The 24,767-nt window shown below is 50.4% G+C and carries 25 protein-coding genes and 1 pseudogene; 6 read left to right on the top strand and 20 right to left on the bottom strand.

Annotated elements, in window-relative coordinates; genetic code table 11:
* Window positions 1-58 precede the first annotated feature (58 nt).
* From hisC to MCB1EB_RS01465, 12 genes are all read right to left on the bottom strand, one after another.
* Complete coding sequence (hisC, locus tag MCB1EB_RS01520) at window positions 59-1,135, bottom strand: histidinol-phosphate transaminase (RefSeq protein WP_045363398.1); 1,077 nt, start codon at window positions 1,133-1,135, stop codon at window positions 59-61.
* Window positions 1,136-1,211: 76 nt separating this feature from the next.
* Window positions 1,212-2,525 carry a histidinol dehydrogenase gene (hisD, locus tag MCB1EB_RS01515; RefSeq protein WP_026922018.1) on the bottom strand — a complete coding sequence of 438 codons (1,314 nt, stop codon included), beginning with the start codon at window positions 2,523-2,525 and terminating at the stop codon, window positions 1,212-1,214.
* A 22-nt stretch (window positions 2,526-2,547) separates the two neighbouring features.
* Complete coding sequence (hisG, locus tag MCB1EB_RS01510; RefSeq protein ID WP_026922019.1) at window positions 2,548-3,192, bottom strand: ATP phosphoribosyltransferase; 645 nt, start codon at window positions 3,190-3,192, stop codon at window positions 2,548-2,550.
* 35 nt (window positions 3,193-3,227) lie between these two features.
* Complete coding sequence (murA, locus tag MCB1EB_RS01505; RefSeq protein WP_045363401.1) at window positions 3,228-4,514, bottom strand: UDP-N-acetylglucosamine 1-carboxyvinyltransferase; 1,287 nt, start codon at window positions 4,512-4,514, stop codon at window positions 3,228-3,230.
* An 18-nt stretch (window positions 4,515-4,532) separates the two neighbouring features.
* Window positions 4,533-5,288: an ABC transporter permease gene (locus MCB1EB_RS01500; RefSeq protein WP_026922021.1), complete on the bottom strand. Its 756-nt coding sequence runs from the start codon at window positions 5,286-5,288 to the stop codon at window positions 4,533-4,535.
* Entirely contained in the window at window positions 5,288-6,220 is a 933-nt protein-coding gene (locus MCB1EB_RS01495; RefSeq protein WP_045365987.1) for an ABC transporter ATP-binding protein, read from the bottom strand. Before MCB1EB_RS01495 ends, MCB1EB_RS01500 begins: the two co-directional genes overlap by 1 nt.
* Window positions 6,221-6,389: 169 nt before the next feature.
* Entirely contained in the window at window positions 6,390-6,662 is a 273-nt protein-coding gene (locus tag MCB1EB_RS01490) for an STAS domain-containing protein (protein ID WP_026922023.1), read from the bottom strand.
* Window positions 6,662-7,315, bottom strand: coding sequence for an MlaC/ttg2D family ABC transporter substrate-binding protein (locus MCB1EB_RS01485; protein WP_045363404.1), 654 nt, complete (start codon window positions 7,313-7,315; stop codon window positions 6,662-6,664). The genes MCB1EB_RS01490 and MCB1EB_RS01485 overlap by 1 nt, the downstream gene beginning before the upstream one ends.
* Before the next feature lie 95 nt (window positions 7,316-7,410).
* On the bottom strand, window positions 7,411-8,361 hold the full coding sequence (locus MCB1EB_RS01480) for an MlaA family lipoprotein (protein ID WP_232034133.1): 951 nt from the start codon (window positions 8,359-8,361) through the stop codon (window positions 7,411-7,413).
* Complete coding sequence (gene mlaD, locus MCB1EB_RS01475; protein ID WP_045365992.1) at window positions 8,361-8,882, bottom strand: outer membrane lipid asymmetry maintenance protein MlaD; 522 nt, start codon at window positions 8,880-8,882, stop codon at window positions 8,361-8,363. The genes MCB1EB_RS01480 and mlaD overlap by 1 nt, the downstream gene beginning before the upstream one ends.
* A gap of 14 nt (window positions 8,883-8,896) precedes the next feature.
* Window positions 8,897-9,667 (bottom strand): lipid asymmetry maintenance ABC transporter permease subunit MlaE, encoded by a 771-nt coding sequence (gene mlaE, locus MCB1EB_RS01470; RefSeq protein WP_026922027.1) that lies wholly within the window; start codon window positions 9,665-9,667, stop codon window positions 8,897-8,899.
* Window positions 9,664-10,488 carry an ABC transporter ATP-binding protein gene (locus MCB1EB_RS01465; RefSeq protein WP_045365995.1) on the bottom strand — a complete coding sequence of 275 codons (825 nt, stop codon included), beginning with the start codon at window positions 10,486-10,488 and terminating at the stop codon, window positions 9,664-9,666. Before MCB1EB_RS01465 ends, mlaE begins: the two co-directional genes overlap by 4 nt.
* A gap of 181 nt (window positions 10,489-10,669) precedes the next feature.
* Here MCB1EB_RS01465 and MCB1EB_RS01460 point away from each other — a divergent pair, with 181 nt between their 5' ends.
* Window positions 10,670-11,293, top strand: coding sequence for a hypothetical protein (locus MCB1EB_RS01460; RefSeq protein WP_126353816.1), 624 nt, complete (start codon window positions 10,670-10,672; stop codon window positions 11,291-11,293).
* Window positions 11,294-11,476: 183 nt separating this feature from the next.
* A complete protein-coding gene (locus MCB1EB_RS01455) occupies window positions 11,477-12,190 on the top strand; it encodes an OmpW/AlkL family protein (protein ID WP_045363407.1) in 714 nt (237 codons plus the stop codon).
* 111 nt (window positions 12,191-12,301) lie between these two features.
* Here MCB1EB_RS01455 and MCB1EB_RS01450 read toward each other — a convergent pair.
* The 6 genes and pseudogenes from MCB1EB_RS01450 to pilM form a co-directional block, all read right to left on the bottom strand.
* Window positions 12,302-13,429, bottom strand: a pseudogene (locus MCB1EB_RS01450) (deoxyguanosinetriphosphate triphosphohydrolase); the annotation flags it as partial.
* A gap of 90 nt (window positions 13,430-13,519) precedes the next feature.
* A complete protein-coding gene (gene aroB, locus MCB1EB_RS01445) occupies window positions 13,520-14,626 on the bottom strand; it encodes a 3-dehydroquinate synthase (RefSeq protein WP_045363413.1) in 1,107 nt (368 codons plus the stop codon).
* A gap of 19 nt (window positions 14,627-14,645) precedes the next feature.
* On the bottom strand, window positions 14,646-15,179 hold the full coding sequence (locus MCB1EB_RS01440; protein WP_045363416.1) for a shikimate kinase: 534 nt from the start codon (window positions 15,177-15,179) through the stop codon (window positions 14,646-14,648).
* Between the two features lie 12 nt (window positions 15,180-15,191).
* Window positions 15,192-16,538 carry a type IV pilus secretin PilQ gene (locus tag MCB1EB_RS01435; protein WP_052393848.1) on the bottom strand — a complete coding sequence of 449 codons (1,347 nt, stop codon included), beginning with the start codon at window positions 16,536-16,538 and terminating at the stop codon, window positions 15,192-15,194.
* Entirely contained in the window at window positions 16,538-17,077 is a 540-nt protein-coding gene (locus MCB1EB_RS01430) for a hypothetical protein (RefSeq protein WP_045363419.1), read from the bottom strand. Before MCB1EB_RS01430 ends, MCB1EB_RS01435 begins: the two co-directional genes overlap by 1 nt.
* A complete protein-coding gene (gene pilM, locus MCB1EB_RS01425) occupies window positions 17,074-18,093 on the bottom strand; it encodes a pilus assembly protein PilM (protein WP_052393849.1) in 1,020 nt (339 codons plus the stop codon). Before pilM ends, MCB1EB_RS01430 begins: the two co-directional genes overlap by 4 nt.
* Window positions 18,094-18,358: 265 nt before the next feature.
* Here pilM and MCB1EB_RS01420 point away from each other — a divergent pair, with 265 nt between their 5' ends.
* Entirely contained in the window at window positions 18,359-20,755 is a 2,397-nt protein-coding gene (locus MCB1EB_RS01420) for a penicillin-binding protein 1A (RefSeq protein WP_045363421.1), read from the top strand.
* A gap of 39 nt (window positions 20,756-20,794) precedes the next feature.
* Here the strand turns inward: MCB1EB_RS01420 and cyaY are convergent, their stop codons facing one another.
* On the bottom strand, window positions 20,795-21,121 hold the full coding sequence (gene cyaY, locus MCB1EB_RS01415; RefSeq protein ID WP_045363424.1) for an iron donor protein CyaY: 327 nt from the start codon (window positions 21,119-21,121) through the stop codon (window positions 20,795-20,797).
* Between the two features lie 36 nt (window positions 21,122-21,157).
* Here cyaY and lptM point away from each other — a divergent pair, with 36 nt between their 5' ends.
* From lptM to MCB1EB_RS01400, 3 genes are all read left to right on the top strand, one after another.
* Window positions 21,158-21,355 carry an LPS translocon maturation chaperone LptM gene (gene lptM, locus MCB1EB_RS01410; protein ID WP_081953589.1) on the top strand — a complete coding sequence of 66 codons (198 nt, stop codon included), beginning with the start codon at window positions 21,158-21,160 and terminating at the stop codon, window positions 21,353-21,355.
* Complete coding sequence (gene lysA / locus MCB1EB_RS01405; RefSeq protein WP_045363430.1) at window positions 21,356-22,624, top strand: diaminopimelate decarboxylase; 1,269 nt, start codon at window positions 21,356-21,358, stop codon at window positions 22,622-22,624. It begins immediately after the preceding gene.
* 158 nt (window positions 22,625-22,782) lie between these two features.
* Window positions 22,783-23,454 (top strand): ankyrin repeat domain-containing protein, encoded by a 672-nt coding sequence (locus MCB1EB_RS01400; RefSeq protein ID WP_045363433.1) that lies wholly within the window; start codon window positions 22,783-22,785, stop codon window positions 23,452-23,454.
* A gap of 124 nt (window positions 23,455-23,578) precedes the next feature.
* On the opposite strand, the gene ccsB is transcribed toward MCB1EB_RS01400, so the two are convergent.
* On the bottom strand, window positions 23,579-24,766 hold the full coding sequence (ccsB, locus tag MCB1EB_RS01395) for a c-type cytochrome biogenesis protein CcsB (protein ID WP_045363436.1): 1,188 nt from the start codon (window positions 24,764-24,766) through the stop codon (window positions 23,579-23,581).
* Window position 24,767: the final 1 nt, after the last annotated feature.

Here is a 24,767-nt window from a genome sequence, read left to right as displayed (position 1 = left end):
TCTTTAGTCTCTATAGAATCAAATTCAGATGTGAGTCAATCTCAATTCCAGCACATCCTTAAGCTTCAACCAGTGCCGTCTTCAGGGCGGCCAAAAGTTGTTCATTCTCGAACGGCGTGCCAACGGTTAAACGTAAGCAATGCAAGAGGAGCGGATGCATTTTACTCAGGTTTTTGACTAATATTCGCTGCGCCAATAGGTGATCGAACACGCGCTGCGCATCTGGCGTACGCACCAATAAAAAATTGCCGGCGCTCGGGTAGACCGTTAACTCAGGCAACTGCGCCAGTAGCGTGGCGAGCCGCGCACGCTCAGCGCGCAACAGCGCTGCTTGCTTGTCGAATAATGTCAAATGGTCCAACAAAAATTCAGCCGCCGCTTGCGTCAAAACATTTGTGTTGTAAGGTGGGCGCACTTTGTCAATCTGCGCCAACCAAGCCGGGGCGCCCACTAAATATCCTAGGCGAATTCCGGCCAGCCCCAGCTTAGAAAAGGTGCGCATCACCAGCACATTTTTAAATTCGGTAAGGCGCTTCATCCAAGAATGCTCAGCAAATGGCTGATACGCTTCATCGATCACCACCAAACTCGCATGCGCCGCACCAATGATTTGCTCAAGCGCGTCCGTGTCGAATAAATTGCCAGTTGGGTTATTGGGATACGCCAAATAAACCAGCGCTGGCTGATGACGCTCTAGCGCTAATGACATCGCTTGTGTATCCAGCGTAAAATCGTCTTTTAGCGGCACACCAATAAATTCAAGTTGGGCCAAGCGCGCCGTTTGCTCATACATGACAAAACTAGGCACCGGCGTTAAGACCTTCGCCCCAGGTCGAGCACAGGCAACTGCCAGCATGCTGATAATTTCATCAGAACCATTGCCGAGCAGCACATCACAGCCGGACGGCACGTCCATCATGCGTTTGAGTTTTTCAATTAAGGCGCTTGGATGCGGCGCAGGATAGCGATTTAAGGCGAGTTGACTCAGCCGTTGACCCAGCTCATGAGCCAGCGGCTCAGGTAGCGGAAACGGATTTTCCATCGCATCAAGCTTAATTAGGCCGTCCGCATCCGTAACGGCGTAACGCGTCATCGCGAGTACCTCAGGGCGAATCAAATTCTCAGGGTTGAGCATAGGGTATAGGGCGTAACACACCCCCTAAAGCAGATATTTTTTAGCGCCAGCATAGGATAAACGGAATCTAGACGCATCACCTTATCCGCCCACGCGCACTTTGCGCATGAGCTTGCAACCCTTCGCCTTCAGCCAGTTCAGCAGCAATCCTGCCAAGCGTTTGAGCGCCTTGTTCACTCACTTCAATCAGGCTCGAGCGCTTAATAAAATCATATACGCCTAACGGCGAGGAAAAGCGTGCAGTACGCGCAGTAGGCAACACATGATTAGGTCCAGCGCAATAGTCACCTAAACTTTCGCTACTATAAGGCCCCAGAAAAATCGCCCCTGCATGACGAATCTGCGGCAGCCAACGGCGTGGTTCAAGCGCGGAGATTTCCAAATGCTCAGGTGCGATCTCGTTAGCCAGCGAACATGCCTCAGCCATATCGCGCACTTTGATCAAAGCGCCACGCTTTTCAAGCGATTGTTTAATCACGGCTTGGCGCGGCAGCCCAGCCAATAAACGATTCATCGCCTGCGCTACCTGTTCAATAAATTCTGCTTGCGGGCATAACAAAATAGCTTGCGCCAGCTCATCATGCTCAGCTTGAGAAAACAGATCAAGCGCCACCCAATTAGGATCTGTCGTACCATCGCAAAGAATAAGAATTTCCGATGGTCCAGCAATCATATCAATCCCTACTGTGCCAAACACACGGCGCTTAGCTGCGGCTACATACGCATTGCCCGGCCCAACAATTTTATCTACGGCAGGCACCGTTTCAGTCCCATAAGCCAGCGCCGCAATCGCTTGCGCCCCGCCTATGGTCCAGATGCGCGAGACTCCACTTAAATGCGCTGCCGCCATCACCAGAGGATTTTGGACCCCATCCGGGGTAGGTACGACCATCATAATCTCACGCACCCCCGCCACTTGGGCGGCCAGCGCATTCATTAACACCGACGAAGGATACGCCGCCTTGCCGCCCGGCACATAAATACCCACTCGCTCAAGCGGCAATACTTGTTGACCTAATACCGTGCCATCCGCTTCGACGTACTGCCAACTGTGGCTGCCTGATTCAATTTTTTGTTTTTCATGATAAGCGCGAATACGTCGCGCCGCCGCTTCAAGCGCAGCGCGTGGTTTTGGTTCAAGCCCGAGCAAAAAATGTTCAAGCTGCGTTGCGTCAATTTCAAGTGCACTGAGATGCGCCGCTTCAAGCCGATCGAAGCGCTTGGTGTAGTCCAACACTGCGGCGTCGCCACGGTGTTTAACATCAGCCAAAATATCCGCCACCGCCCGCTCAATCGCCTCATCTTCGTCTGCCTGAAAAGCCAGCAATGCACGCAGCGCGACTTTAAAATCACTCGCGTGGGTATCCAGCCGACGCAGCTTTAAAGACATTTTCCCTCACCTATCTAAAAAATTAATTTGCTACGCGTTCAAATGCATCTAATAACGGTTGCAACGCTGCGCGTTTTAATTTGAGCGCTGCCTGATTGACAATTAAACGTGATGAGATTGACTTGATCTGCTCTACTTCAACTAAACGATTGGCGCGCAAGGTACTGCCTGAGCTGACTAAATCTACAATCGCATCCGCTAGGCCCACCAAAGGCGCAAGCTCCATCGAACCATATAATTTGATTAAATCAACGTGCACGCCTTTGGCTGCAAAATGTTCACGCGCCGTCTGCAGATATTTGGTGGCAACGCGCAAGCGCGCGCCTTGGCGCACTGCATTCGCATAATCAAAGTCCTCTGGCGCAGCCACGGATATACGGCAATTTGCAATTTTGAGATCGATCGGTTGATACAAGCCTTCGCCACCATGCTCAAGCAATACATCCGCACCCGCTACCCCAAAATCAGCCGCACCATACTGCACGTAGGTCGGTACATCGGTGGCACGCACTACAATCACTCGCAAATTCGGTTGCGTAGTCGGCAAAATCAAGCGCCGTGAGGTTTCTGGGTCACCGTCAACGGCAATCCCCACTTCCGCCAAAAAAGGCTTCGTTTCATCAAAGATACGACCTTTAGATAAGGCTAGAGTGAGAGGCGCAGAGATTATCTGCGAGGGTTGCGCTACGGTTTGAGTCTTCATTACGTGGACTGCGCCACCGCCGCAGTTTCTGTAATACGGCTGACCTGTGCCCCCAAGGCGGACAATTTCTTTTCCATCTGGTCATAGCCACGATCAAGGTGATAAATCCGCTCAATCAGCGTTTCACCCTCCGCGGCCAGCCCTGCAATGGCAAGACAAGCTGAAGCGCGCAGATCGGTCGCCATCACCGTCGCGCCAGAGAGATGCGCAACCCCAGTCACAAATGCAGTACTGCCATCCACCATCACATTCGCGCCTAACCGGTTAAGCTCTTGCACATGCATAAAACGATTTTCAAAAATCGTTTCGACAATCTGAGCCGCCCCCACCGCAATGCAATTCAGCGCCATAAATTGCGCCTGCATATCTGTCGGAAAGGCCGGATATTCTGAAGTACGGAAACTCACTGCCGTCGGACGCTGATGCATCGAAGCGCGAATCCAATTAGACCCTGACTCAATCCGAACACCTGCTGCGCTGAGTTTCTTTAAAACCGCATCCAACAAATGAGGCTCTATCTGCCGCAACGTAACCTCGCCGCCCACTGCGGCGACCGCGCACAGAAAAGTGCCGGCTTCAATCCGATCAGGAATCACTTGGTGGCGCGCACCATGGAGCTGCTCTACCCCTTGAATCGTAAGCTGATCCGTGCCAATGCCGTCAATTTTTGCCCCCATCGCTACCAGGAGATGCGCCAAATCAGCCACTTCCGGCTCACGCGCTGCATTCTCCAGTACAGTTTCACCTTCGGCCAGGGTCGCCGCCATAAGCAGGTTTTCTGTGCCCGTCACAGTGATCATGTCAAACATGATACGACTGCCTTTGAGCCGCATACCTTGCTTGATGCGCGCATTAATATATCCATGCTCCAGTTCGATCTGCGCGCCCATCGCCTGTAGGCCTTTAATATGCTGATCAACCGGCCGCGCGCCAATGGTGCAGCCGCCTGGCAGCGAGACCCGCGCTTCGCCCAAGCGCGCGAGCAGCGGCCCCAAGACTAAAATTGAAGCGCGCATTGTCTTGACTAACTCATAAGGAGCTAGCGGCTTATCGACCCAACGGCCATCCAGGCTGATTGCATGACCAGAAACTTCGGCGCGCACCCCCATTTGCGCGAGCAATGCAAGCATGGTGCGCACATCCTGTAGATTAGGCACATTTCCTAAATCAAGCTGCCCGGCACTCAATAAACTGGCGCACAAAATCGGCAAAGCCGCATTTTTAGCACCCGCAACATTAACTTCACCGACTAAACGCTGGCCACCTTGAATCAGCAATTTATCCATAATTTTTCGCCTAGCGCTTCAATGGCGCAATTTATAACCGCTCACTAACAGGCGCATCGCCAAGCCAGCAAGTACAATAAAAAATCCCAAGGTGATCATCAGACTCTTAAGCGGGGCAATATCCGACACCCCAAAAAAGCCATAGCGAAAACCATCAATCATATAAAAAAACGGATTCAGTCTAGAGACGAGCTTCCAGAACCCCGGCAGGGCTTCTGTCGAATAAAACACACCCGCTAAGAAAGTCAAAGGAACAATTAAAAAACTTTGAAAAGCTGCCAATTGGTCAAACTTTTCTGAGTAAATACCTGCCACTAACCCCATTGTGCCCAGAATAGCTGCCCCCAATACCGCAAATGCGAAGATATAGAATGGCACTGCGAAACTAACGGGAACAAACCAAACCGTCGCCAACCATACGCCCACCCCTACGCAGACTCCACGCACAATCGAAGCCAGCACATACGCGCTAAATATTTCACGCGGGCCTAATGGCGACAACAGCATAAACACCAGGTTGCCCGTCACCCTCGATTGGATCAACGAGGATGAACTATTGGCGAAAGCGTTTTGCAGTATGCTCATCATCACCAAACCGGGGATCAAAAAACTCTTATATTCCACTCCTGGATATACCTGGACATGATTTTGCAAGGCTTGACCAAAAATCACCAGATACAGAAAAGCCGTAATAACCGGCGCGGTAATCGTCTGCAAGCTGACTTTCCAAAAACGCAGAACTTCTTTATAAAACAGGGTATAAAAACCAATCATCATGCGTTCCTCTTAATTTTTTCAGCCGCTGATGAGCCCTTCATGACCTGGATAAACACATCTTCAAGATCCGCTTTACGAATTTCAATTTCTTCAATCTCACACCCCGCCGCACGGCATTGCGCAAGAATCGACTCGACTTCAGCATAAGAGTTAAGCCGTAGCGCATATTGATTAACATCGATCTGCTGCTCTATGGCAAGCCCTTGCAAGCTGGCGGGTAATCCACCTTGTGCCAAACGCAGCAATAGCTGAGCGCTAGAAAACCGTTGCAGCATGGCGTGCTTATTATCAAGCGCAACCACTTCGCCTCTTCTAAGCATTGCGATACGGTCACACAATTGCTCCGCCTCTTCGAGATAATGCGTCGTTAAGACAACGGTATGCCCTTCCCGATTTAAGCGCGCAATAAATTTCCATAGACCCTGGCGCAACTCAACATCCACCCCCGCAGTTGGCTCGTCTAATACAATTACGGGCGGCCGATGCACTAATGCCTGCGCCACCAGCAAACGGCGTTTCATGCCGCCGGACAGAGCGCGGGTATTCACATTCGCCTTCTCGGTTAAATCAAGGTTAGCCATCACCTCATCAATCCAATCATCATTACGTTTCAGCCCGTAATAACCTGATTGAATTTGCAACGTTTCGCGTACCGTAAAAAAAGGATCGAACACCAACTCTTGCGGCACCACGCCTAATACTTGGCGCGCCGCACGAAAGTCCGTCACTACGTTATGTCCAAGCACGAACGCTTCACCTTCATCCGCGCGCGCCAGACCGGCAAGAATGCTAATTAAAGTGGTTTTGCCAGCTCCATTAGGGCCAAGCAAGCCAAAAAACTCACCCTCTTCAATCGACAAATCGATGCCTTTGAGAGCTTGGAGCGTTTTGTAGCGTTTTTTGATGTTACGGATTTCTATGGCTGGCATTGGAATATAAGAAAAGTCGACAATCTCGAAATTGGACGGTTCAGTTACTGAATCCTTGATTATAGGCGAAATGCGCGTCAACCCGCAGTGATGGCTCGAGCGCGGCGCATAAAAACTCAGCTATGTCTAATTCATCTCAAGCAACCGCTCGCAACGCAACAGACTACTTTTACAGCTTCAATAACTCATCTACGCCATAAGCACGCGCTAAATGAGCGAGTTTGGTTGGCGCATGTAGCACTTCAAGCGCCTTGCCTTGAGCATGCGCAGCACGCAACCAAGCCAGCAAAATCGCCAGCGCAGACGAATCGAACTGCGCCAACGAGGCACAGTCAATCCGCACCACTTCGGCTGAACTCTTGGCGATATAGTCTAAACCCGCCTCAAGCTCAGTCATTGCGCTTACATGTGTAAGTGTTACCCCTGTCGAAAACACTGCCATTAATGCGGCCCATTAGCGAGTTTCTGGTTGCGCTGCTTTAAAAATTCAAGCAAACCACTCACTCCACGTTGCGAAATAAGCTCACTGAATTGCTGCTGGTAGGTTTGCACCAACCAAGCGCCGCCTACGTTGAGATCGTAGACTTTCCATTCATCCCCTTTTTTCTCTAGGCGATAATCAAGTCCGATAATCTGCCCTTGGTTAATGACCTTGGTGCGCACCACGACATCAGATGCATCCGGCACCATGCGGAAAGGTAAGTACTCAATCTTCTGATCACGAATTTGCGATACGGCACCTGAATAGGTATAAAACAATAAATCTTTAAATTGGATGACTAATTCTGCTTGTTGCTGTGGCGTGGCTGTCCGCCAGTGGCGTCCCATCACTAAACGCGTGGTACGCTCAATATCTGCATGCGGTAGAATTTTTTGATCCACCAACTGAGAAATTTTGCTGATGTCGCCCTTTTGAAAATTATCAGGATTTTTCTTGATGGTATCTAGCACTTCAGAGGTGATGGTTTTAACCAAGCCGTCAGGCGTACTCGCGGTGACGCTGGCCTCGGCAACTTGCGCGATACCACTCCCACAAAATAAGCACAACACCGCGTATACGAGTGAGAAAATTGGCCGTAAATTTTTTTCTTTCATATGCCCTACCCTTAAAAAGACGATCATCTAAATTTATTCAATTCATTGCTTGCTTTAACCATACCATCCGGTCGTTGTTTGGCCTGATCAATCTCCTACGGCAAACGCAGACTTGGAAAAGTCCTCAGAGGTGGCAAACCTTGTGAAGCAGGTATGGATTTGTTTGCTTCTGCTGGCGTTTCTTTTTCATCAAGCAGCTCAACCCTCGCCCCTTGCGGTGCCAGTTCCTCTTTTTCCGCTACTTCCGGCTGAGCCGTATGCGGCACCGCCGATTCTGCTTCAGTATCATATCCAGGGACATCGTCGTCAGCATCCTCATATTCTGGCGGTGGCGGATTGCCATCATAGATTAGATATTGACGACGTTGAAGATAAGCCTGGCGCACAAATGAATATTTATCGAGCGCCGCATCTTCGAGTAAATCATTCGCATCTAATAAAGACGCGCGCACATTAACCACACGCAAACCGTATGCCTGATTGCGCAGCGCCACTGGATCAATATAGGTCATAGGATCCACCTCCCGCCCCACCAATAAGCCCGTCATATCCCGGAGCGTGCTTGGACCAAAGATCGGCAAGACTAGATATGGGCCGGACGCGACACCGTAATGGCCTAACGTCAGCCCCAAATCGGCTTGGTGTTTAGGCAACCCAGCGGCGCTTGCGACATCAAATAAACCACCAATGCCAAACAGGGTATTGATCGAAATGCGCATCAAATCTTCTGTGCCCGCAGTAATTTTGCCCTGCAGCAGGTTATTCGCCATGACCGAAACATCACCCAGGTTGGAGAAGAAATTAGCCACGCTCGTACGCACGCCTTTAGGGAGCGTCCGGTTATAGGCTTTCGCCACCGGTTTAAGCGCAAAACGATCGACCGCATCATTAAACTCAAAGATCGTGCGATTCATGCTTTCAAACGGATCAGATTTTGTCGGCGCCTGCACGCTAGCACAAGCAGCAAGCCCTAAGACTAACGAGCATAGCGCGATCCGGCGTAACGACAAACCGACGGACATAGTAACCTTTGACAGTGCTTTCATTATTGGCCTTCAGGCGTTGCGCCAGCCGCATCCGGCGCAGCAACCGGACTAGGTTTACTTGCACCCGCGTCCGCAGCTTTACCATAAATAAATTGACCGATGAGCTTTTCCAGCACGACCGCCGATTGCGTCATCGTAATCGTATCGCCCGCTTGCAGCACCTGTTCATCACCACCTGGCTCAAGGCCAATGTATTGCTCACCTAACAACCCAGCCGTCAAAATTTGCGCTGAGCTGTCCTTGGGAAATTGGTATTGTCTTTGCAGATCAAGCGTAACCACGGCCTGGTAAGTCGTGCTATCAAAATCAATCTGGGCCACGCGGCCGACGATTACGCCAGCGCTTTTAACTGCGGCGCGCGGCTTCAAACCACCGATATTATCGAAGGTCGATTTAATAGGATAGGTCTCTTGAAAGGAGAACGCGCTCATATTGCCCGCTTTGAGAGCCAAAAAAAGTAACGCCAAAGCGCCGAGCACAACGAATAAGCCAACCCAATAATCAAGCGTGTTTTTTTTCATCATTTTGATCCGTTTTAATTGCTAAACATCAATGCCGTTAACAAGAAGTCAAGTCCTAGCACAGCCAGCGACGCAAACACTACGGTGCGCGTGGTAGCCCGCGCTACACCTTCAGGCGTGGGCTTAGCTTCATAGCCCTGATATAAGGCAATAAAGGTCACCGCCAAACCGAAGACGAAGCTTTTCACCACGCCATTACCAATATCACGCCACACATCGACGCCGCTTTGCATCTGTGACCAAAAGGCTCCGCTATCGACACCAATCATTAAGACACCAACGCAATAACCACCCAGAATGCCGACTGCGCTAAAAATCGCCGCCAAAATCGGCATGGCGATGACCCCGGCCCAGAAGCGCGGCGCAACCACAAACGAGAATGGATCGACCGCCATCATTTGCATTGCAGTTAATTGCTCACCCGCTTTCATTAAACCAATTTCAGCAGTCAATGCGGTTCCCGCTCGCCCGGCGAATAACAATGCCGTCACCACTGGCCCCAGCTCACGCACCAGCGACAACGCCACCAGTAGGCCCAATGCCTCTGCCGAACCATAGCGGCTTAACGTGTAATAGCCTTGCAAACCCAGCACAAACCCGACGAAAAGACCTGAAATTGCAATAATAACCAGCGAATAATTGCCAACAAAATGAATCTGCTGCGTAACCAAGCGTGGCCGCCGCAATAAACGCCAACCCTCGCCTACCAGCCGCAGCCACATCCGCGTGCCATAGCCCGTGCGGTTTAGTCCATTTAGTACAGCACGCCCAAGTGCGCGAATCATAAGCGTGCTCCCGCAGTGTCCGCCATCAGTCCAAAATCAGCGGCCAGCGGCGCACCCGGATAATGAAAACTGAACGGCCCCTCAGTCTCCCCATCCAGAAACTGACGCACCGTCGGATCAGTTGAAGCCTGCAACTGCTGCGGACTACCTTCAGCATGCAGAGCGCCATTCACAATAAAATAGACATAATCGGCAATCGCAAATGATTCGGGAACATCATGCGTTACTAAAATGGAGGTTGCGCCGAGTGCTTGATTTAAAGTGCGGATCAGATTCGCCGTAATACCGAGTGAAATCGGATCAAGACCTGCAAACGGCTCATCGTACATAATGAGTGTGGGGTCAAGCGCAATAGTGCGGGCCAACGCGACCCGCCGCGCCATACCACCGGAAATCTCAGCCGGCATCAAATCACGCGCGCCGCGCAAACCGACTGCATTTAATTTCATCAATACTAGATCTTGCAGCATACTTTCTGACAATTGCGTATGTTCGCGCAAAGCGAAAGCGACATTATCAAATACCGACATATCGGTAAAAAGCGCGCCGAATTGAAAAAGCATCCCCATTTTACGGCGCACGGCATAAAGCTCGGTTGAATTAAGCGGGCCAATATCCGTATCCTCAAACAGCACTTGCCCACGTCGCGCGCGCTCCAACCCGCCAATTAGGCGCAAAATGGTTGTTTTACCGCAACCCGAGCCGCCCATCACAGCCACGACTTGGCCACGCTTAAAACACATGTTTAAATTTTTAAGCACAAGCCGCTCGCCATAACCAAAATCGACGCCGCGCAGCTCAAGCAAATTATCTGAGTGGATATGAGACACAGAATCGCCCGAATTTTAAGTCCAGATTAAAGAACCGTAGATTATAAAGGAAGGTGATTTGTTCTTACCCTTCGTTTGTAAATTCTTTATTTCGCGCATTGAAAAGGCTTGACAAAAGCGCAGTTGATATATTTAGAGTCCCTTCTCTATAGGAACATTCTTTAGGATATTTATGTTTTCGCGTTACTCTGTAAGTTCCCCTCTAACTTCTGCTACCGCTAGCTCACCTTCACCCAGTAAAGATTTATCTGGAGAAACGCTTGTCTCCTCTCAATCTAGCAGAACCTCATCCAGCCAGACGCTCACCGCTTTTTCCAGACGTTTATCCGACAGCCCATCAAATTCCTCACGGGACATAGCACATCCGCAATCTTTTGGTACCCACGAGCAGTCTAAACCGCGTCCGAAAGTGCTTTTCGAACGGAGATTTAACAACGACCGTCGAAATTGGGATGTGGATACTTTGCACTTTAGATCAATTGACGAATTCAATGCAGACCCAGAAGAAGCATACAAATTCGAAGAAAAATATGAGGCTTTTACTCAAAGAAGTATAGAAAATTGGGCTCGACTCAAACAGCCATTCCCTTTTAAAGAAAATCCTCCTTCACCTACACCATTCAGCCGAAGTAGCCCATATCTCTTAAATAGCTTTTTGAAAAGCGTACCTGAAAACGGAGCCGAACCAGATACCACAATCCAATCCAGCCCATGCAATTCGTTTGTTTCCATCCCAGATTCCAACTCAGCATATTTTACGGCAAGTAATAGCATGGCCAATCTAACCCAAAATTAATAGCGTTAAGCACCCTCAAAATGCCTCTATAGCTAAGCCAAAGATAAAAAGATACGACATATCGGCAGTAGTAAAAAATCATTATCCTGGTCAATTTGATATATAAAGACGAATTGGTTACACTCCTGCCACTGCTTATCAAGCAGGGGCAGGTATCGAAAAATTATTGACCAAGGAGGGAAAATGAAATTGATTCGTATTTTTGCGGCCTGTGCCGCTTTATTGGGCGCGGCCGCCGCTCATGCTCAAACGGCCGGTAGCTTTATACTTGGCACGGGCTGGCTGCATTTGAATACGCACGACAGCAGCGACCCGATGCGGATGACTTCACCGAAATACCAGATTCATAACAATACTGGCTCTTCGGTCAATAACGCGAATACACTCGGCCTGTCTGGCAACTATTTCTTTACCGATAACATCGCGGGTGAATTCGTAGTAGGCATTCCACCTCGTTTCAGTTTGAATGGTGAAGGTGAATATGCACAATATGGAGAACTCGGCTCGGTACGGCAATGGAGCCCTGCGCTTCTGCTAAAGTATTATTTCTGCAATGCACAAACAAAATTTCGCCCTTATGCTGGACTTGGTATTAGCCGGGTCTGGTTTACTGATGCAAAACTCACTAATGACCGCTTTACGCGCGAAAAACTACTTAGCAATTCAGCGGAGGTTTCAGCCGAGAACCGCTGGTCACCTGTGTTCAATGCCGGTTTTTCTTATCAGTTAACTGAGCGCTGGTACGCTGGCTTATCCGTCTCGTATTTACCTTTGCGCACAACCGCCAAGATAAATTCGACCGTCAAAACGCCCGAAGGACCTATAAGAGTAACAAATGAAGCAAAGATCAGAATAAACCCAATCATTACTTATCTTAATATTGGCTATCGCTTTTAGTCATTCCGCTCTTTAATTGATTTAATTCACGCCGCCGTACTATAAAGTTTGGCGGCGTTTTACTGTGTATGTCCTCAATAATTTTAGAGCGGAATTTTTGACAATCTCTCTTCAACCTTCATCCACAACAAAAAGACGGCGATACTCTTTAAGCGCGTACCGATCCGTCATCCCCGCAATATAATGCGCAATTAATCGAGGCTGAAGCTCAGGCTGTTGACTCTGGTATTGAGGCGGCAACAATCGATGATCATGTTTGAATGCATCAAAAAGCCCCGTAATAACGCGCTGCGCTTTGTTCGTCATTCGCATGACTTGATAATGACGGTATAAATTTTTAAATAAAAACTGTTTGAGCTGGCGCGCTTGCGCGGCCATGTTTGCGCTGTGTCCAACTAGTGCAGGCGCACGCCGCACAGCATCGGGCGACGCTAGCGCATGATCTTGTAATTGGAGGGTGGTGGCTGCGATCAAATCAACAATCAGGGCGTTAATGATGCGCCGGATTGTCTCGTGCACCAAACGACGTCCACTTAAATTCGGCCAATGCGCTAGGACTTGACGGTGATGTATCCGCCACAGCTCAAGTTCATCTAATTGCTCCACCGCCAGCAAACCGGAACGCACGCCATCATCAATATCGTGATTGTTATAAGCGATTTCATCGGCAAAATTCGCAATTTGCGCTTCTAGCGTTGGCTGTTCAGCGCGCAGAAAGCGCTCGCCGACCTCTCCCAAGCGCTGCGCATTTTCGCGAGAGCAATGCTTAAGTATGCCTTCACGTGTTTCAAACGTGAGATTGAGGCCATTAAATCCCGCATAACATTCTTCTAACTCATCGACTACCGCAAGACTTTGCAGATTGTGTTCAAATCCGCCATAAGCGCGCATGCATTCGTTAAGTGCGTCTTGTCCTGCATGGCCAAAGGGAGTATGACCCAGATCATGCGCCAGCGAGATCGCCTCAACCAGATCTTCATTCACCCGCAAATTACGTGCAATCGAGCGCCCAATTTGGGCGACTTCTAAGCTATGCGTTAAGCGCGTGCGAAAGAGGTCTCCCTCATGATTCACAAAGACTTGGGTTTTATATTCAAGCCGCCGAAACGCGGCAGAATGGATAATGCGGTCACGATCACGTTGAAACGCCGTGCGAGCCTCAGGCGCAGGCTCCACGTAACGGCGACCACGCGAAGCAGACGCACGCGCAGCATAAGGTGCAAGGTGAGCTTCAAGTGCCGTTAAATCAATCAAATTCATGGCGCTCCAGATTCATCAAAAAGCCATTGCATAAAAGCCGAGCGGACCTCCGCTTGAGCCTCACTCCGATTATGCGTTAGGTTTTACCACGGCATCAGGCTGGACTGAAGCGGTTAACGCCGCGCATAAATTATGGTCTGCCACGCGTTCAACCAGCGCTGCCCCCAAACGCTTTAATAAAATACAGTTGATCTGCCCAGCCTCAGCTTTTTTATCAACGCGCATTAAATCTAGATAACGTTCATTGCCTAATGGAGGCGCTTGCGTAGGCAAATGCGCGGCCGCAATAAGTTGCTTAAGGCGTGCTTGCGTTACGCTATCGATCAAGCCAAGCTGTTGCGATAACGTCGCCGCCATCACCATGCCGCACCCTACCGCCTCGCCATGCAGCCATGCGCCATAACCTAACCCAGCCTCAATCGCATGGCCAAAGGTATGACCAAAATTAAGAAGTGCGCGCACGCCTTGCTCACGCTCGTCAGCGGCGACCACCTGTGCTTTAATTCCGCAAGCGCGGTGCACGGCTTCCGCGGTTGCAGCTTCATCGCCACGGTTCAGTGCATCTATGTTCGTTTCAATCCAGTCAAAAAATCCGGCGTCGGCAATCGCCCCCGCTTTAATGATCTCTGCTAACCCCGCAGCCAGCTCGCGCAACGGCAACGTACGCAATAATGCTGTATCGGCAATCACCACCTGCGGTTGATGAAAAGCGCCAATCATATTTTTGCCCAGCGGATGATTAATGCCGGTTTTTCCACCCACCGATGAATCAACTTGCGCCAGCAATGTAGTGGGTACTTGGATAAAGGGTACGCCACGCATATAACAAGCCGCAGCAAAACCCGTTATATCGCCGACTACACCACCGCCCAGTGCAATCAGCGTGGTTTTGCGATCAGCATGAGCCTCTAACAGTTTAGTAAAAATAAAATTCAGGGTTTCCCAATTTTTATACGCCTCGCCGTCCGGCAATACGATCTGGATCAGCTCCTTGCCAAGCGGCGCGAGAGCGGCTTTAAGCCGCGCCGCATAAAGCGGTTCAAGCGTCGCATTTGTAATCAGCGCAACCGATGAACCCTTGAGGTACGGCGCAAACAGCTCTGTGCGATCAAGCAAACCAGCGCCGATGTGAATGGGATAAGCGTGTGAAACAAAATTGACGTTAACTGTCAGCATGATTAAAGATAAAGCAGAGTTAAAGCAGTTCGAGCTGAGCCAGTACCGTATGCACTAGCCGACTAGCCGCCGGACGGCCCGTCTCAATCACAAAGTGCGCGCATTCACGGTATAAGGGGTCACGCATTGCATATAAATTTTCCAGTTGCGCGCGCGGATTATCCGTTTGCAATAATGGCCGATTTTTGCTGCCGCGCGTGCGTAACCATAAATCATGCGGGTGTGCATGTAAATAGATCACGGTGCCCCGCTCTCGTAAGCACTGCCGACTTTGAGCATTTAATACCGCGCCGCCGCCCGTTGCCAATACGATCCCGGTCTGCTGCGTGAGCTCACTGATAATTTGCGCTTCTCTTTGTCTGAAACCTATTTCACCTTCGTGTTCAAAAATGACCGGGATGCGAACGCCCGTGCGCGCTTCAAGCTCGTGATCAGAATCAAAAAAAGGTTGATGCAGTTGCTTTGCTACCGCTCGCCCAATCGTAGTCTTGCCTGCACCCATCAGGCCAATAAAAAAAAGGTTACCGTGGGCTTTGGGGTCTTGCAAAGTCATCTCTCATCTTAGTTAAATTCCTTCATAGTTTGGCACAGGTGGCTGCGGCACCACATTCGGCGTAATAAAAACCAGTAATTCGCTCTTGCGTTTATTCTGCGTGCTATGACGAAACAATACGCCTAATAGCGGAATCTCGCCTAGCCAGGGAACGCGCGCCACATCAGTGCGCTCATCCTGAATAAAAATACCCCCCATGGCTACCGTACCACCGTTTTCAACTTGCACCTGTGTGCGTAGATGTTTCGTATTCACGGCTGGGCCCGATTGGGTCTGCATCCCAACGCTATCTTTAGAAACATCGACATCCAGTACGACATGACCATCCGGCGTGATATGGGGCGTCACCTCAAGTTTAAGGCTCGCTCGGCGAAACTGTACACCGGAAATTCCCTTGCCTACTTTAGCCTGATAAGGCAGCTCCGTGCCTTGTTCAATTAGAGCACGCACGCGATCCGCCGTCACCACCCGCGGGCTGGATAAAATTTTGCCATACCCATCCGCTTCAAGCGCGCTTAATTCTAGAGCAAGCAGCCGGTTAGCTCCGGCTTTAAACAGGGTGAAGCCTGCACTCATCGCGTCAAACCCAGCCAGAGGGCCGGCTGGCAATTCATAAATCGGGCCATTTTTAGCGGCGGATAATTCTTTTGGCTCAGTGCCGCGCACAGTCTCTCCTAAGCGCGCTAACCGTGCCCCTAGTTCGCGTGAAAAACCTTCTTCGGCTTCGACAATACGCACCTCAATCGCAACTTGGCGTAAGGGCCGGTCAATCGCTTTTAGCAATGCCTGAATTTGCTCGATAGATTCTGCCAGATCCGTCACCAACAGTTGATTGGTTTTGGCGTCCGCTATGGCGGTTCCGCGTTTTGATAAAACGCGTTGCGCACCTGCTCCATGTAGAAGTTTACCGATCTCATCAGCCCGCTGATAATGCAATTCAAAGGTATGGCTGATTAATGGCTCAAGCTCAGTGGCGCGCGCATGAGCGTCAACACGCTGCCGCTCTCGGTCGGCCCACTCTGCTGCCGTAGCGACCCAAATAATGTTGCCACGCTTTTGCGCGACTAACCCATGCATCTCCATTAGCATATCAAATGCACCACACCAGGGCACTCCGTCAAGTCGCAAGGATACCGTGCCCCGCACCTGCTCGCTCGCAATAATATTCAAACCGGTGAAGTCCGCAAAGGCTTTTAACACGGCGGATAATTCAGCCTGCTGAAATTCGATTGTGAGCGGCGCACTCGCGTCACTTTGCTCTTGCTTGACATCAGTTTGTGCATGGCACTTAGCGCTTAATCCCACCAGCAGCCATAGCAGAGGTAGTGTCCAGCGCAGCGCGCGCTGCATCAGAATCATTAGTGAGCCTCGCGTAGCGAAAGAGTGCGCGCCAAACCGGTTCCGTTTGACAATAATAATGAAGCAACGTCAATCCGCGTCACCACCTCACCATTTAATTCATCGCCAATGCGCAGCAAAACCGAGCCCGCCGGCGAGCGCACAAGCGCCGCCCGCGTCTGCCCGCGTTCAAATAAACCGATCAACTGCAATGCCACATTGGCTGGCGGCGGTTGGCGTTGCGTTAAAATGAGCGGATTGCGTGGCTGATTTGTAGCGGCTTCAGTTGGCCGTGCAACAAACATGGATTCCTGCGCCAGTGAGTTTAATAAAGCAGGAGCAATATGCAATTCCGGTCGGGTTTGTATTACATCACTTAAGATAAAAATCGCTAACGCTGCCGACAACAGGCCGTACTTACGGTATTGACGTAAACCACGGGCGCGCATATATCGATAGGGCAATAAATTAAAACCACCTATCGCAAAATTCTGATCTGCGATGCGGCACTTCAACCAACGACAGGCCTCTAGCCAGCTCATATGGCTCAATAATTTCATACCATCCAGCGCAACGCTAGGCCAAAGGCAACCGCAAAAGACATTGCAACTCCGCATGCCAAGCTAGCCTGGTTTCGTTTCTCCAACTCTCCCTGCACACTACTGCACTTGCGAGGGTTTCCGCTGCAACACGCTAGCGGATCAAATTCAATCACTGGACAGCGTAACACCGAGCTCAGCTCATCCACCGTGCGACCCGCCAGCGGCAACTTATCTACCTCCCCGGCGAAAAATACAGATACCGGCTGAGCTGAACTGACTAATTCATGCAGCCTAGCCATCAAGGTCGGCGTGGCCAAATCAGCACGTGAAAATTTGAGTTCCCGTTCAACTGAATGCCCGTATATCAACCAGATACGTCCACTCTCCGCGCTTAACCAAAGTGCGCCGTAACGCCGATCCGCCTGACCCGCTTGCATTACGGCAAAACGGCAGGAGCGCAAAGCGGCAGCGTCTGCGCCATCTATTGCATGTAGCATAATCCCCGCTTGAGCAGCCGCTTCAAGCCGCGCTTCTACATAGCGCCGCGGGGTGGCGATAATCGTCAATTGATCTGGCGCTCCAGTTGGATCGAGGCGGAACCAATCCACGGCTAACGCAGTGGCTTCTATCCCCGCCAAATGCTCTGCCTGCGCCAACACGGCTGACTCAAGCACATCCAGCGCCGTATCAGATTGCATCATCGCCCCATGCTGCGGCGCGAGCTGCGCGATTGATACTTGTTGCTCCAAGGTTGCCGAAGCAGGCACAGCCATGGCGGCACGAGAGGCGGCTAAGGCTTTTTTACAGCGACACGCTAGCAGGGCTTTGCTCAGTGCTGCGGCAATCGCCTCTGGATCGATAAAATCCGCGCCCACCACCGCGCCCACAGGTAACGCACAAACCCCCATATGCTCGATTCGGATTGCGGCTGACGCAATGAACCGACGGCTGAGTACAATGGCCCGCAATTGATTAGAATTCACATCAATGCCCAGAGCAAAACGGCGCGTAACATTAGCCATAGAAATGCGCATCAAGCATCCTTAAGTTTGCAAATAAAAATCTGCTCTTTATTGATTGGCTGTATTTTGTCAATCAATAAACCAGAAAAACACTCAGCTAAATGGCTAATTTAGCGACTGCTTGATGCACGCCAGCCACAGGTCCGACGCCTGACTGGGAATAAATTTGAGAATAAAGTGACGGAATCATGGTATTAACCAGGTTAAGATCATTTGAAAAGTACACGCAACATGATGGCGGGTAGCTATAATTCACTGTCCATCTCTTAACATTTTTATGGCTGCAAACTCTCCTCCCACCCCGCGCTCACGCGCCACCCCTCCCCGTTCGCCTTGGCTCGTTCTGCTACTTTGGCTAAGCGGAGCAGCGGCTGCGATAGCTGCCATCGGCACTCTGCTGATTGCCTATATGCTAATTGTGATGCTGCCTAAGCTCCCTTCACTTGAAGCGCTTACGGATTATCAACCTAAGGTGCCGTTGCGCGTCTATACTGCCGATCATGTTCTGATTGGTGAATTCGGCGCCGAGCGGCGCCATCCAGTACGCTTCGAAGAAATTCCTGAGGTCATGAAAAAAGCCGTATTAGCGATTGAAGATTTTCGCTTTTACGACCATAGCGGGGTAGATTACATCAGTATTTTACGCGCCGGTCTCGCCGATATTATGCATGGCAGCGCCGCCCAAGGCGCGAGTACGATTACGATGCAAGTTGCCCGTAATTTCTTCTTATCCAGCGAAAAAACTTATACGCGTAAACTCTACGAGATGCTGCTTGCCTATCGGATTGAGGCAACCCTGACGAAAGATCAGATCCTTGAAGTGTATATGAATCAGATTTTTCTGGGACAACGTGCTTACGGATTTGCCGCCGCCGCACGCATTTATTTCGGCAAAGATCTTAAAAATATCACCCTGGCCGAGGCGGCCATGTTGGCGGGTCTGCCCAAAGCTCCTTCCGCTTATAACCCGATTGTTAATCCGAAACGCGCAAAAATCCGGCAAACTTATATTTTAAAACGCATGCATGATTTACATTATATCGATGCTGCGCAATATAAAGCCGCGCTAGCAGAAACCTTGCGCGTTAAAGGTTCCGGCAAAGAATTTAGCGTTCATGCGGAATATGTCGCAGAAATGGTGCGTCAAATGATGTACGCGCAATACCAGGATGAAATATATACGCGCGGGCTGAACGTCGTGACCACGATTGATTCAGCCGAGCAAGATGCCGCGTACCGGGCTGTCCGCAAAGGCGTGCTAGCTTATGAACGGCGGCACGGCTATCGCGGGCCAGAAACATATATTAATTTACCGGCTGAGTCCGAAGCACGCGATCAAGTCATTGCCAACACCTTACTCAATGAACCGGATAATGGAGAACTCCGAGCCGCCGTGGTGATCGCCGCCAACGCCAAGGAAGTCCAAGCCGAATTATTAAGCGGAGACACCATCACCATTAAGGGCGATGGTTTGGCATTTGCCGCTTCGGCACTGACTGCGCAAGCGTCAAATGCTAAGCGTATCAAGCCTGGGGCGGTGATTCGGGTGACTCAAGCGGCACAGGGTGCTTGGTCAATTACGCAGCTTCCCCAATTAGAAGGCGCTTTGGTAGCGCTTACACCGCAAAATGGCGCACTCCGCGCCTTAGTCGGAGGGTTTGATTTTAATAAAAATAAATTTAACCATGTCACGCAAGCTTGGCGCCAGCCCGGCTCTAGCTTTAAACCTTTTATTTATTCCGCGGCACTGGATAAAGGCTTAGGACCTGCGACACTGATTAATGATGCGCCACTTTATTTTGCGGCACAGCAAACCGGCGGCCAGCCTTGGGAGCCTAAAAATTACGGCGGCCGTTATGATGGCCCGATTACCTTACGCACCGCTTTAGAAAAGTCAAAAAACCTGGTCTCAATTCGCATCCTAGACTACATTGGCCCTAGATATGCGCAAGAGTACATTACGCGCTTTGGCTTTGAGGCTGACAAACATCCCGCTTACTTACCCATGGCGCTAGGCGCTGGACTCGTCACACCGCTGCAGATGGCGACCGGCTATGCCGTATTTGCGAATGGCGGCTACCGCATTAATCCGTATTTGATCGCCACCGTCACCGATCAACGCGGGATCGTTATTTCGCAAGCGCAGCCATTGGTGGCTGAAGTCAACGCGCCACGCACCATCAGCGCTCGCAATGCTTACTTAATGACCAATTTATTACATTCTACTGTGCAACGGGGCACCGGTGCGCGTAGCAATGTGCTGCGGCGCCCTGACCTGGCGGGCAAGACGGGGACAACGAACGACTCCCACGACGCTTGGTTTGGCGGTTTCCAACATGAACTGGTCGCCATTTCTTGGCTAGGCTATGATCACCCTAAGAGCCTAGGTGACCGAGAAACTGGCGGCGGTTTAGCTCTGCCCATTTGGATCGACTATATGAGCCGCGCCTTGCCCCGCCTTGCCGTATATGCATGGCCCCAACCCAGTAGCGGTCTAACTCAAATCGATGGCGAGTTTTTTTATGATGATTTTTTGCCTAGGCATGGTTTTGTCGCCCAAATCGATACTGACCAAACTCTCCTCAGCGGTGCCGGGGGGGCAATCTCTGGCGCAAACATTGGCGTGAGCGAAACGGAAAAACGGGATATTTTAGATTTGTTTAAAGGACAATAAAGTCTGAGCTTGGGGCGGCAACCGCCCATTTCTCAATCCTTAGACAGTTTTAGACAATTCAATCGCACTGCCCGCTTGCTCAGTTGCACAGCGCGATAAGGCTGCGAATAATTCAGCGCCATCGCGCGTATCGCGCCAGGCTCCATCCCGATATCGGTAATGAAAACCGCCGGCTTTTGCGGCCATCCAGATCTCTTGCATAGCCGTTTGCAAATTAACAATGATCTTGCTGCCGTCGGCAAACTCTAGGGTTAATACATTGTCATTGCGTTCATATTCAATTTCAGCGCTATTTGCATCGAGCGCGGATTCGATTGCATCTAGCGTTGCTTCAGCAAGCGCAAGATACTCTTTTTGATTGGTCATGCTACACTTCCCCGCTTCAATTTTCCGAGTTTAACCATGCAGATTATTTGCAAAGCCGGTGCCATTGTAACGCTTCTCGCTGCATTAGCTGCTTGTGGGCAACGTGGCTCGCTCTACTTGCCAACTGTGCCACCCTTACCCGAGTCTGCCGCCAGGCCACAGCCTAGCCCTCCAGAAAATCGGCCAAGCCCAGCGCCAGTCAAAACCACGCCCGCGTCCTCCAGTGGCCATTAAATGTTTGATACCCCTTTTCAATATATTAACGACACATTGCACGTAGAGGATGTGCCGCTGACAACGCTTGCCGAACAGTTTGGCACGCCGCTTTACGTTTACTCACGCGCAGCGCTTACTAGTGCATATCAAGCCTACGCGCACGCATGCGCGGGGTACCAGGCAAAGATTTATTATGCCGTTAAAGCAAACAGCAACCTTGCTGTGCTCGATGTCTTCGCGCGCTTAGGCGCGGGCTTTGACATCGTATCAGGCGGTGAGTTAGCGCGCGTACTCAAGATTGGCGCGCGCGCCGATAAAATTGTTTTTTCCGGCGTTGGCAAAAGCGCAGCGGAAATGCAAGCAGCATTGAATGCTGGCGTCAAATGTTTCAATATCGAATCGCTGGCTGAATTACACCGTTTGCATGATATTGCAGCCCATGCCAACCAAACAGCGCGAGTGTCATTGCGCGTCAACCCGGATGTAGATGCAAAAACGCATCCTTATATTTCGACCGGACTTAAATCGAATAAATTTGGCATTGCTTTTGATGAGGCGCGAGCAGCGTACCGCACAGCAGCCGCCATGAAACATCTTGAAATCGTCGGAATTGACTGCCATATCGGCTCGCAAATTACAGAAATCGCGCCTTATCTCGACGCGTTGGATAAAATACTTGAGCTGATTGAAGCACTTGAAGCTGATGGCATCCAAATTTCTCATCTCGATATGGGAGGAGGACTCGGCATTCGCTATGACGCCGAAACCCCGCCTGCCATCAGCACTTTTGTGCATACTCTGCTCACTCATCTCGCTGAGCGAGGCCATGGCAGTCGTGAAATTTTATTTGAGCCAGGCCGTTCATTAGTGGGCAACGCCGGCATATTGCTAACAAAAGTCGAATATTTGAAACCTGGCGCAGACAAGAATTTTGCGATTGTCGATGCCGGCATGAATGATCTCGCCCGGCCCGCAATGTATCAAGCCTATCATGACTTAGCGCCGGTTCTAAAACACCGTAATCCCCCCCCCGCTGCACTCTACGATGTGGTTGGTCCGGTTTGCGAGAGTGGCGATTGGCTGGGCCGCGATAGAACTTTGGCGCTCAAGCCTGGAGATTTACTCGCCGCACACTCAGCCGGTGCTTACAGTTTTACGATGAGTTCTAATTACAATACGCGGCCACGCGCAGCGGAAGTGATGGTAGAAGGAAAACAAGCCCATTTAGTGCGTGCGCGCGAAACAGTTGAGCAATTATTCGCGGCTGAAATGAAACTGCCGGATTAACGTACCCTACTCAGTAGCCGCCCATATGTATTCGCCTAACTATTGCATCTTTCGCATCATAAGAAAAATTATGATCGGTGTTTAATATATTGGAAACGTCTAATATAAATTATGTAGTGCAGCCGCCGAATCACGATTAACGCGCTAGGAGTAATTTCATGCTACGCCGCACTCCGCCTTCCACGTCCAGGCCCGCAACTGCAGGAGAGGCTCCGGCAAACGAGGGTAATGCATCCCACCAGCTCCCTCGTTCAGAAAACACGACTAGATCGTCAAATAGCTTACTGACGGGTCTCAAGGATCTCAAGGCAGGTATCAAAAAATTCTTCCAGCCTAGTGAAGAAATACAAAAAGGTCGAGCCTTGCGCGCGGCGGTAAGGCAGCGTGATGCCGAAAGCGTGACAAGGTTGCTAGCTAATGGCGCAAATCCAAACCTCCTGAGCCGCGCACATGGGAATGGCGCTTTACATCTTGCCGCTACGAGCGGAGATCCAGCGCTTCTAAGTATAGTGGCAAATCACCCTAGAACGAATGTGCTGCGCCCTAACCTGAGGAACCAAACAGCGGCAACTTTAGTAAACGCTAGCGGAAATCAAGAGATGATTGAGGCGTTGATTGGAAGCTCGAGCTATCTGGCTTTCGATCCCTCTCCAGAATATGAAGAAGGCGAAGGTAGAACAGAGAATGGGATCCCACTCTATATCGCTGATCGTAGCGCTGATCCTGGCATTGAGCAGTTAATAGAAGAGGCGCCAGCCTCATCAACACTCCCACAAGAAACAGCCACCCATACTCCCTCAGTAACGAAGGCCTCAAGCTCAAGGAGTTAAATTTACCCTTGAGTAGCTAGCTTCAGAAGCGCTTTTTGGAATGTTACAGTTTGTATGGTTCTCTAACGTAAAGCGCCGCGCAAATGTCCATGGATAACCTAGCCGCTATCGCAACTACTACAGATCACAACTGCCCATAACTATGCAAACCCGACAAAAACATATTCACCCCCAAAAAAGCAAACAGCGTCACCAGTAAACCAATCAGTGCCCACCAGGCCGCCAAAACACCGCGCAAACCTTTAATCAGCCGCATATGCAGCCAGGCCGCATAATTTAACCAAACAATCAATGCCCAGGTTTCTTTAGGATCCCAACTCCAATACCCCCCCCATGCATCAGCCGCCCATAGTGCGCCAAGGATGGTTGCAAGGGTAAAAAATGCAAACCCCACCGCAATGGATTTATACATCAGGTCATCTAGCACCACTAAAGCTGGTAAGCGATCAGCCCAGATTCCATAGCGTTTAAGCAACGCCGCAACAGCAACCATTGCGGCTAAAGAAAAACCGGCATAACCGATGAAATTCGCTGGCACATGAATTTTCATCCACCAGCTCTGTAATGGAGCAACCAGAGGCTGAATTTGTTGCGCCTCGCGCGCAACGGCGTACCACATTAAAAAGCCCACTGCCGAACTGATCACAAGCAGCACAAAAGCGCCTAGTGCGCGCGTTTGGTAATGCATTTCATAGTACAAGTAAAAAAGTGCGGTCAATAGGCAAAACAATACAAAAACTTCGTAGAGGTTTGAAATTGGGATATGCCCAATATCTGCGCCGATCAAATAAGATTCATACCAACGCACCATCATGCCGACGAAGCCTAATAATACCGCGGCCCAACACAACCATGAACCCAGCCTAGCGGCAACGGTTGAGCGCGCCAGCAAGCCTCCCCAATAAAATACCGTCGCCAGTAAAAAAAGCGTGCTCATCCACAAAATCGCGGATTGGCTGGATAAGAAGTATTTTAAGAAAAAAACTTGCTCGGCTCGTGCAAGCTCACCGTGATAGAGAAAAATAGCAGCGCAGGATAAAAGTGCCAGCAGCGCAACCAACGCACGCACAGGCTTCCAATACCAACCTAATACCCCAATCACTGGCACAGCCCCAAGCAGAATAGCTTGCTCGTAGTAGTCCATATGCTGACGATAATGCATGAGCGCAAAAATCGCGCCGGCAAATAAAGCTCCCAGATACAGCCAATCAACCAATGTAAGCCGATTTAGTCGTGTTTGAACAGGTAAAGGATCCGCCGGCCTAATCAGACCCGTTTCGAGAGACGGTTTAGTGGAAGATAAATGTTCCATA

It is taken from the genome of Mycoavidus cysteinexigens, assembly GCF_003966915.1.
Taxonomy (GTDB): domain Bacteria; phylum Pseudomonadota; class Gammaproteobacteria; order Burkholderiales; family Burkholderiaceae; genus Mycoavidus; species Mycoavidus cysteinexigens.
The sequence above is the reverse complement of the archived record's forward strand: the minus strand, read 5'-3'. Positions and strand labels throughout refer to the sequence as shown.

Bases quoted from the DNA above. Each gene is read 5' to 3' on its own strand.
- hisC (WP_045363398.1), bottom strand. From the start codon at position 1,135: ATGCTCAACCCTGAGAATTTGATTCGCCCTGAGGTACTCGCGATGACG.
- hisD (WP_026922018.1), bottom strand. From the start codon at position 2,525: ATGTCTTTAAAGCTGCGTCGGCTGGATACCCACGCGAGTGATTTTAAA.
- murA (WP_045363401.1), bottom strand. From the start codon at position 4,514: ATGGATAAATTGCTGATTCAAGGTGGCCAGCGTTTAGTCGGTGAAGTT.
- MCB1EB_RS01500 (WP_026922021.1), bottom strand. From the start codon at position 5,288: ATGATTGGTTTTTATACCCTGTTTTATAAAGAAGTTCTGCGTTTTTGG.
- MCB1EB_RS01495 (WP_045365987.1), bottom strand. From the start codon at position 6,220: ATGCCAGCCATAGAAATCCGTAACATCAAAAAACGCTACAAAACGCTC.
- MCB1EB_RS01490 (WP_026922023.1), bottom strand. From the start codon at position 6,662: ATGGCAGTGTTTTCGACAGGGGTAACACTTACACATGTAAGCGCAATG.
- MCB1EB_RS01485 (WP_045363404.1), bottom strand. From the start codon at position 7,315: ATGAAAGAAAAAAATTTACGGCCAATTTTCTCACTCGTATACGCGGTG.
- MCB1EB_RS01480 (WP_232034133.1), bottom strand. From the start codon at position 8,361: ATGAAAGCACTGTCAAAGGTTACTATGTCCGTCGGTTTGTCGTTACGC.
- mlaD (WP_045365992.1), bottom strand. From the start codon at position 8,882: ATGAAAAAAAACACGCTTGATTATTGGGTTGGCTTATTCGTTGTGCTC.
- mlaE (WP_026922027.1), bottom strand. From the start codon at position 9,667: ATGATTCGCGCACTTGGGCGTGCTGTACTAAATGGACTAAACCGCACG.
- MCB1EB_RS01460 (WP_126353816.1), top strand. From the start codon at position 10,670: ATGTTTTCGCGTTACTCTGTAAGTTCCCCTCTAACTTCTGCTACCGCT.
- MCB1EB_RS01455 (WP_045363407.1), top strand. From the start codon at position 11,477: ATGAAATTGATTCGTATTTTTGCGGCCTGTGCCGCTTTATTGGGCGCG.
- aroB (WP_045363413.1), bottom strand. From the start codon at position 14,626: ATGCTGACAGTTAACGTCAATTTTGTTTCACACGCTTATCCCATTCAC.
- MCB1EB_RS01440 (WP_045363416.1), bottom strand. From the start codon at position 15,179: ATGACTTTGCAAGACCCCAAAGCCCACGGTAACCTTTTTTTTATTGGC.
- MCB1EB_RS01435 (WP_052393848.1), bottom strand. From the start codon at position 16,538: ATGATTCTGATGCAGCGCGCGCTGCGCTGGACACTACCTCTGCTATGG.
- MCB1EB_RS01430 (WP_045363419.1), bottom strand. From the start codon at position 17,077: ATGAAATTATTGAGCCATATGAGCTGGCTAGAGGCCTGTCGTTGGTTG.
- pilM (WP_052393849.1), bottom strand. From the start codon at position 18,093: ATGCGCATTTCTATGGCTAATGTTACGCGCCGTTTTGCTCTGGGCATT.
- MCB1EB_RS01420 (WP_045363421.1), top strand. From the start codon at position 18,359: ATGGCTGCAAACTCTCCTCCCACCCCGCGCTCACGCGCCACCCCTCCC.
- cyaY (WP_045363424.1), bottom strand. From the start codon at position 21,121: ATGACCAATCAAAAAGAGTATCTTGCGCTTGCTGAAGCAACGCTAGAT.
- lptM (WP_081953589.1), top strand. From the start codon at position 21,158: ATGCAGATTATTTGCAAAGCCGGTGCCATTGTAACGCTTCTCGCTGCA.
- lysA (WP_045363430.1), top strand. From the start codon at position 21,356: ATGTTTGATACCCCTTTTCAATATATTAACGACACATTGCACGTAGAG.
- MCB1EB_RS01400 (WP_045363433.1), top strand. From the start codon at position 22,783: ATGCTACGCCGCACTCCGCCTTCCACGTCCAGGCCCGCAACTGCAGGA.
- ccsB (WP_045363436.1), bottom strand. From the start codon at position 24,766: ATGGAACATTTATCTTCCACTAAACCGTCTCTCGAAACGGGTCTGATT.